8 protein-coding genes are annotated in these 7292 nt (G+C 45.0%); 5 read left to right on the forward strand and 3 right to left on the reverse strand.

Annotated elements, in window-relative coordinates; all coding sequences use genetic code 11:
- The first annotated feature begins 204 nt into the window (after positions 1 to 204).
- Together gmd and OSCI_RS10200 are read left to right on the forward strand one after the other, a co-directional pair.
- Entirely contained in the window at positions 205 to 1236 is a 1032-nt protein-coding gene (gene gmd / locus OSCI_RS10195) for a GDP-mannose 4,6-dehydratase (RefSeq protein ID WP_007354856.1), read from the forward strand.
- A 141-nt stretch (positions 1237 to 1377) separates the two neighbouring features.
- Complete coding sequence (locus tag OSCI_RS10200; protein ID WP_007354857.1) at positions 1378 to 2322, forward strand: GDP-L-fucose synthase family protein; 945 nt, start codon at positions 1378 to 1380, stop codon at positions 2320 to 2322.
- Between the two features lie 88 nt (positions 2323 to 2410).
- Here OSCI_RS10200 and OSCI_RS10205 read toward each other — a convergent pair whose 3' ends face one another.
- The gene (locus OSCI_RS10205) at positions 2411 to 2785 is read right to left on the reverse strand and encodes a hypothetical protein (RefSeq protein ID WP_007354858.1); all 375 of its coding nucleotides are present in this window, start codon (positions 2783 to 2785) and stop codon (positions 2411 to 2413) included.
- A 120-nt stretch (positions 2786 to 2905) separates the two neighbouring features.
- On the opposite strand from OSCI_RS10205, the gene OSCI_RS10210 reads away from it, so the two are divergent.
- Positions 2906 to 3487 carry a 5-formyltetrahydrofolate cyclo-ligase gene (locus OSCI_RS10210; RefSeq protein WP_007354859.1) on the forward strand — a complete coding sequence of 194 codons (582 nt, stop codon included), beginning with the start codon at positions 2906 to 2908 and terminating at the stop codon, positions 3485 to 3487.
- Positions 3488 to 3715: 228 nt separating this feature from the next.
- Entirely contained in the window at positions 3716 to 4489 is a 774-nt protein-coding gene (locus OSCI_RS10215) for a fumarylacetoacetate hydrolase family protein (RefSeq protein WP_007354860.1), read from the forward strand.
- Positions 4490 to 4673: 184 nt separating this feature from the next.
- Here OSCI_RS10215 and OSCI_RS10220 read toward each other — a convergent pair whose 3' ends face one another.
- Positions 4674 to 5147, reverse strand: coding sequence for a Tic20 family protein (locus OSCI_RS10220; protein ID WP_007354861.1), 474 nt, complete (start codon positions 5145 to 5147; stop codon positions 4674 to 4676).
- Positions 5148 to 5467: 320 nt separating this feature from the next.
- Positions 5468 to 5665: a hypothetical protein gene (locus tag OSCI_RS10225; RefSeq protein ID WP_007354862.1), complete on the reverse strand. Its 198-nt coding sequence runs from the start codon at positions 5663 to 5665 to the stop codon at positions 5468 to 5470.
- A gap of 313 nt (positions 5666 to 5978) precedes the next feature.
- Between OSCI_RS10225 and glyA the strand changes: the two genes are divergently transcribed.
- On the forward strand, positions 5979 to 7262 hold the full coding sequence (gene glyA, locus OSCI_RS10230) for a serine hydroxymethyltransferase (RefSeq protein ID WP_007354863.1): 1284 nt from the start codon (positions 5979 to 5981) through the stop codon (positions 7260 to 7262).
- Positions 7263 to 7292: the final 30 nt, after the last annotated feature.

Below are 7292 nucleotides of genomic sequence, written 5' to 3' on the forward strand. Positions count from 1 at the left end.
GCTCCCCCGCTCCCCTGCCCCCGCTCCCCCGCTCCCCATCTCCACATCCTTCCGACTCATCAGAGATCTATATCTTTGCAAAAACTATACAGTTCCTTGACGCTGACTTGGGGATTATAGGTTAACGTAGAAATTTGATAATGGCAAAGGCAAGTAACAACAGCCTAGCCCTTAGAGTTAAAGTGTCTGTGAAGGGAAAATCAGATGACGGAACGCAAGCGAGCGCTAATCACCGGTATTACAGGTCAAGACGGCTCCTATTTGAGTGAATTGCTGCTAGAAAAAGGATATGAAGTTCACGGTATTATCCGGCGAAGTTCAACCTTCAATACCGATCGCATTGACCATATCTATGTCGATCCCCACAGTGAAAATGCCCGTTTATTCCTACACTATGGTGACTTGACCGACGGTACTACCCTGCGCCGGATTTTAGAAGAAGTCAAACCCGCAGAAATTTATAACTTAGGTGCTCAATCTCACGTTCGAGTTAGTTTTGACGCTCCAGAATATACCGTTGACGCAGTTGGTTTAGGGACACTGCGCCTTTTGGAAGCAATTCGCGACTACCGACACCGCACAGGGATCGAAGTGCGATTCTATCAAGCAGGTTCTTCTGAGATGTATGGTTTAGTACAGGAAGTCCCTCAGAAAGAAACCACACCATTTTATCCGCGCAGTCCCTATGCTTGTGCAAAGGTTTATGCTCACTGGCAAACTGTGAATTACCGCGAATCTTACGGGATGTTTGCGTCTAATGGCATTCTATTTAACCACGAATCGCCCCGGCGTGGTGAAACCTTTGTAACTCGAAAAATTACCCGTGCTGTAGCTAGGATTGTAGCAGGAAAGCAGAAAAAACTTTACCTAGGCAATCTTGATTCTAAGCGCGATTGGGGCTATGCTAAGGACTACGTGAAGGCGATGTGGCTGATGTTACAGCACGACGAACCTGATGATTATGTAGTGGCTACTAATGAAACCCATTCTATCCGGGAATTTCTAGATAAGGCATTCAATTGTGTCAATTTAGATTGGCACGAATATGTTGAGTTTGACGAACGCTATTTGCGTCCAGCCGAAGTGGAATTGTTAATCGGTGATTCGACTAAGGCGCGGCAAAAGTTGGGTTGGGAACCTTCTGTTACTTTTGAGGAGTTAGTAAAATTAATGGTGGACTCTGACATCAAATCTTTAGAACAGCAGCTTCGCGGTTCTGGCAACAGTTTTGATTAAGTTCTGCACCCTTTAACTGAATTAAAAGTAGGGTAGACATTGACCGCCAAAATATCTATCATTTAGGTAAAAAAATACTTTTGGTCAATGCCCACTCTACAGCTTGTACAAGCAAATTGCTCTTCAATTGAGGATAGAAATATGGCTGGGTTAGATTTGAGCGAGAAGCGGATTCTGGTTACGGGCGGGGCTGGTTTTTTGGGTCGTAATGTGATCGATCGGCTTGTGAAAGCAGGGGCTAATCGCGACAAGATTTCGATCCCGCGCTCGCACGATTTTGACCTCAGAGTGATGGAAAATTGCCAGCGTGCTGCCGAGAACCAAAATATTGTAATTCACTTAGCTGCTCACGTCGGTGGCATCGGTTTAAATCAACAAAAGCCTGCTGAATTATTTTACGACAATTTGATGATGGGGGTTCAACTAATTCACGCCGCCTATCAAGCAGGAGTTGAAAAATTTACCTGTCTCGGTACTATTTGTGCTTATCCCAAGTTTACTCCCGTACCTTTTAAAGAGGAGGATCTTTGGAATGGCTACCCGGAGGAAACTAATGCGCCTTATGGAGTTGCAAAGAAAGCTTTATTAGTTCAATTGCAATCCTATCGCCAGCAATACGGGTTTAATGGTATTTATTTGTTGCCTGTGAATTTATACGGCCCGGAGGATAATTTCGATCCCAAAAGTTCTCATGTAATTCCAGCATTAATTCGGAAAGTACATGAGGCACAGCTAAGAGGTGATAAAGAGTTACCCGTTTGGGGTGATGGTAGTCCTACTCGCGAGTTTTTGTATTCCTTGGATGCAGCGCGGGGGATTGTGATGGCAACTCAATCATATAATGACTCGGAACCTGTTAATTTGGGAACTAATCATGAAATCTCAATTAGAGACTTGATTAATCTCGTATGTGAATTGATGGGATATGAGGGAGAAATAGTTTGGCAGACGGATAAACCCAATGGTCAACCACGCCGATGTTTGGATACGGAAAGGGCGAGAAAGGCGTTTGGGTTTACTGCTGAAATGGACTTTAAGAAAGGGTTGAAGAAAACGATTGAGTGGTATCGGCAACACGCCGTGTAAGTTTCCAATAAAACCCGGTTTCGTCAACGAACCGGGTTTTTTCGGATGATTGTGGAAGGGAACTTATCCCTATGATGTCACTTAACTTTCACCCTAGTTGAGCGATAAATTCATCTATTGTCTCGCAAGTCCAAGCTTGACGTATTAACCTTTGCAATTCTACAACCGTTAACAGCTCTAATTGCTGAACTACTTCTGGCGGGACAAAGCCAAAACGGGTTTCTAGCGCTTCGAGAATAGAATTTCTCAAGCTTTGTTGAGCTTGTTGTAAACCCTGTTGTAAACCCTGTTGTAAACCCTGTTGTACTCCTTTTTGGAGAATGTCTTGATAAGTTACTGACTCTCGCATAATTTCCTCCCGAAACAATTGGTTAATAACGTCTTTGGTAAAGCGCAAACCAGCTAGAATGTTAATACAAGCGGTAATTTGTTCCCGTTCTGTTGATGGATCGATTTTACCCAAATAGAATAAATCAACAGGTGGAGGAAGAATAATTTATAATAATAGTTAAAACCTAACTTGAGTAGAGTGTACTATCCCTAATTGCCCACTCGCATATGTGTAGTACCAATCATAAATAATATGCTAACCAAAGCAGAATTACGCCGATCGCATCTCAAAACCCGCCAATCCCTCTCAGTACAAGCCTGGAAACAAAAAAGCGATCGCCTCTGCACCCACCTCCAACACTCACCGCTATTCACCCAAGCACAAACAATACTAGCCTACTTCACTTATCGCCAAGAACCAGACTTAACACCCCTATTTACCATCCCTAAAAAATGGGGATTTCCCCGCTGTAGCGGTAATCAACTCTCCTGGCATAAATGGACACCCGGAGATAATTTACAAACAGGAAAATTTGGTATACTAGAACCCGATCCAGACAGCCCCATCTTAGAACCATCCGCAGTCGATTTAATCCTTGTACCCGCAGTAGCTTGCGACACCAACGGCTATCGCTTAGGTTACGGTGGCGGCTATTATGACAGAATGTTAAGTTTACCAGAGTGGTCATCAAAGCCTGCGATCGGCATCATCTTTGAATTTGCTTGCTTAGCCGAACTCCCAATTGATTCCTGGGATCGACCCCTACAAGGATTTTGTACAGAAACAGGTTTAATAATGGTAGAAAAGCGATCGAGTCTCAACCCCATACGCTGAGTGGGTAGTTGCCCTTACAAACCAATGTATCCTAATTTCCCGATCGCAGACTTTTGTGTAGAGCCTAACTCAAAACTCAAAACTTAAAACTCAAAACTCTTGAATTTCCCAATCTCCCGCTATACTGCATTGGTTAAGGGTGAGAATGTCAACTCAGTTGTGCGTTGTCTAGCATAGCCTCAAAATCGACTTGCTTCGCCCCTACCAACTGAAAATTAATCACCACCTATGGCTCAACGCTACATCCGCATTCAAACCCCACAAGGACAGATTCATTACGGTTTGCTACAACTGAGCAGAAGCGTCCAGGTACTCGATGCACCTCCCTGGCTGAAAGGACAACCCACAGACTTAGAGCTGCAACCAGACACATATAAAATTCTTGCCCCCTGCTCCCCCTCGAAAATCATCGCTGTCGGCAAAAATTATACTGACCACGCCGCCGAAATGGGTACTCCCGTCCCTGCTGAACCTCTGCTATTTCTCAAACCGCCTACCGCCATCATTCCTACAGGAGCAATCATCCGTTATCCAGCACAATCTCAGCGAGTAGACTACGAAGGAGAATTAGCCCTAGTAATTGGGGAACCTTGCACTAACTGTAGCCCAGAAGAAGGTCATAACAAAATTTGGGGCTATACCATCGCCAACGACGTAACAGCTAGAGATTTGCAAAAACGCGACGGTCAGTGGACGAGAGCTAAAGGATTCGATTCATTCTGTCCATTGGGGCCTTGGATAGTCCGCGAATTGAGTCCTGGTGCACAATTACAGACTTTTATCAACGACACGAATGAACCAGTGCAGTCTGCCAAGATTAATGAAATGGTCTTTTCACCAGATTTTCTAGTTTCTTATATTAGCCAAGTTATGACCCTGATGCCGGGAGATGTAATATTAACTGGAACACCCCAAGGTGTAGGGCCATTACAAATAGGCGATCGCATCAGAGTCGAAATAGAAGGTATTGGTGCCCTAGAAAACACTGTAGGCCCTAGATAATTAAAAGTTAAAAGTTAAAAATTAAATTCTTCATTTTTAACTTTTAATTTTTAATTTTTAACTTTTATAGCAACCGCCAGGGCGATTAGGGCAAGTACAACTGCTATCTTTAGCCCATAATTCCTTACAGAGTAACCTCTTCCCTAGCCCCTAGCCCCTAGCCCCTAGCCCCTAGCTATAATTGTCACCGTACCTGCATATAAACTGCATCCGACAGCGGAGGAATTTCTGCATAACGTCCTAATAGAGACTGAACTACAGCATAAACAAATGCTGACACCAGACCTAGAAACACCATGTTAAAAAGAGTCTGAATCACAAAACTGACTTGACCACCAGCAAAAATTCCCAAAATCAAACTGCACAGAATCAAAATAATGTCGATCAGAATAGCCTGCATCGCATTGAAACGAATAAAGTGATTAATATTTTCGTTTCTTACCACGCCCAAATACAAGCCAAAAAAGATAATCAACCCAGCAAACGGTACTGTTTGGTAAATCTTTAGCACTGGAACTATCGGCACAAAAAATAGCCCTAGCACTGGAAACTGTCGAAATAAGAACTGACCAAACTGTAGCCCGTCAATCAAGGGCAACAGATAAGGCAAACAAGCAAAAATGCGTTCGGGAACAGTCGTAGAGCCGCGCCAAGTCATAAAAATTTCTCCTAAGTCCAGTAATTAACCATTCAGTTTAAAGTTGCCAATTTGGTTTTTGTCCGTGAAAATCAGAGACTGTTTCTCATGTGCCAGCTTCTAACCTCCTGACTTTCTTATCGTAATACGGTTTTTCTAAGTTGGGTGCTAAAGTAGGGAAAATATCGAAGGTAGATTTTAACCCGGCGTTCGTGTTTCCTGTTCTTACTGAAGTCATGGGGTTTTCAGGAGAACCCCGATCGCGTAGTTGCACAACTACTTACGACTCGCCGATACAAAGCCGCTCTCAACCTTTCAACCTAAGTGCTAGCACAAAAACACTACTGTATATTCGCAATGCGGAAGCCCATCTGACACTCGTATTGGTCGGGTTGGCTAGTAGCAGGTTTACGGATTGGATGGCCGCAGCGGAGTTGATTTCCCGTCCAGCGGGGTTGACCGCTCCGATCCGCCAGTAAACAACTTTGACATACAGACTGAGGAGCAAGCATCTGGTTTTCCATTAAAATGACTAACATTTGACACCTCCGGGAGAGTCCAGACCGCTAATTTCATTGTACTTCAAGACTTTGAGACTATCGGTTAAAGGTGAACACAATGTAATATTTATGTCAATACTTCCCCAGCCATAGTCTGGGAGAAGCAGTATAGTCCCAGTTAACTTAGGATAGGGAAACTAGGTAGGAAGTGGGATGACCTTCGCCTACTGGGGACTAAAAAGATGGGAAAATAGCAAAACAGGGAAATTTCCTCATTCTTTCGTGCTTCCTTAAACTTCCCCAAGACCGAATACCCCATCCCCAATTCCCAATTTGTTGAGAGGTTTACTTCGTGAGCGATACTAACTTAGAATTACTGGGCAAGACCGATCCCTTAGTTGCCGATTTGATCGGTAAAGAACTCCAACGGCAGCGGGATCACTTAGAACTCATAGCCAGCGAAAACTTCACGTCAGCAGCAGTTTTAGCAGCTCAAGGTTCTGTCTTGACCAACAAGTATGCAGAAGGTCTACCCACCAAACGCTATTACGGCGGCTGCGAATTTATCGATAGTGTAGAACAACTGGCTATAGATCGCGCCAAACAGCTATTTGGGGCCGCCCACGCCAACGTCCAGCCCCACTCTGGAGCTCAGGCTAATTTTGCAGTCTTCTTAGCGCTGCTGGAGCCTGGAGACACGATTATGGGCATGGACTTGTCTCACGGCGGACATTTAACTCATGGTTCCCCTGTCAACGTATCTGGCAAGTGGTTCAAAGTTCATCACTATGGCGTGAGCCGGGAAACAGAACAGTTAGACTATGCTGAAATATTAGAACTAGCAAAACAGCATCGACCAAAATTGTTGATTTGCGGTTATTCAGCTTATTCTCGTACAATCGACTTCGAGAAATTTAGAGCGATCGCAGACGAAGTAGGTGCATACCTCCTCGCCGACATCGCCCACATCGCCGGTCTAGTCGCAACAGGACACCACCCCAGCCCCCTCACTCACTGTCACGTCGTCACCACCACCACCCACAAAACCCTCCGGGGCCCCAGAGGCGGCTTAATTTTGACAAACGACCCAGAACTGGGTAAAAAGCTGGATAAGGCAGTTTTCCCCGGCAACCAGGGAGGGCCCTTAGAGCACGTCATTGCCGGCAAAGCCGTAGCCTTTGGCGAAGCCTTAAAGCCAGAATTTAAAATCTACTCCGGCCAAGTGATTGAAAATGCTCGCGCAATGGCTGCTCAATTGCTGGATCGGGGGTTAAAGATTGTCTCAGGTGGAACCGACAACCACTTGATGCTAGTTGACTTGCGATCGCTCCCCATGACAGGCAAACGAGCAGATCAACTGGTCAGTGGGGTTAACATTACAGCCAATAAAAACACCGTACCCTTCGATCCAGAGTCACCCTTCGTCACCAGCGGCCTGCGGTTAGGAACACCAGCAATGACCACAAGGGGGATGGGAACCACAGAATTTATCGAAATTGCCAATATTATTGCCGATCGCCTGCTACAACCAGAAGATGAAGCAGTGACAGCAGAATGTCGCCAAAGGGTAGCTACTTTGTGCGATCGCTTCCCCCTCTACCCTCACCTCAACTTGAGAGTAGCAGCCCTAGCTTGATTTTTGGGGAGAGAGGAAGCAAGAGATAGG

It is taken from the genome of Kamptonema sp. PCC 6506 (assembly GCF_000180455.1).
In the GTDB taxonomy this organism is placed as follows: Bacteria; Cyanobacteriota; Cyanobacteriia; order Cyanobacteriales; family Microcoleaceae; genus Kamptonema; species Kamptonema formosum.

Coding starts and splice junctions, on each gene's coding strand:
- OSCI_RS10210 (WP_007354859.1), top strand. CDS start 2,906: ATGCTAACCAAAGCAGAATTACGCCGATCGCATCTCAAAACCCGCCAA.
- OSCI_RS10200 (WP_007354857.1), top strand. CDS start 1,378: ATGGCTGGGTTAGATTTGAGCGAGAAGCGGATTCTGGTTACGGGCGGG.
- OSCI_RS10225 (WP_007354862.1), bottom strand. CDS start 5,665: ATGTTAGTCATTTTAATGGAAAACCAGATGCTTGCTCCTCAGTCTGTA.
- OSCI_RS10220 (WP_007354861.1), bottom strand. CDS start 5,147: ATGACTTGGCGCGGCTCTACGACTGTTCCCGAACGCATTTTTGCTTGT.
- gmd (WP_007354856.1), top strand. CDS start 205: ATGACGGAACGCAAGCGAGCGCTAATCACCGGTATTACAGGTCAAGAC.
- OSCI_RS10215 (WP_007354860.1), top strand. CDS start 3,716: ATGGCTCAACGCTACATCCGCATTCAAACCCCACAAGGACAGATTCAT.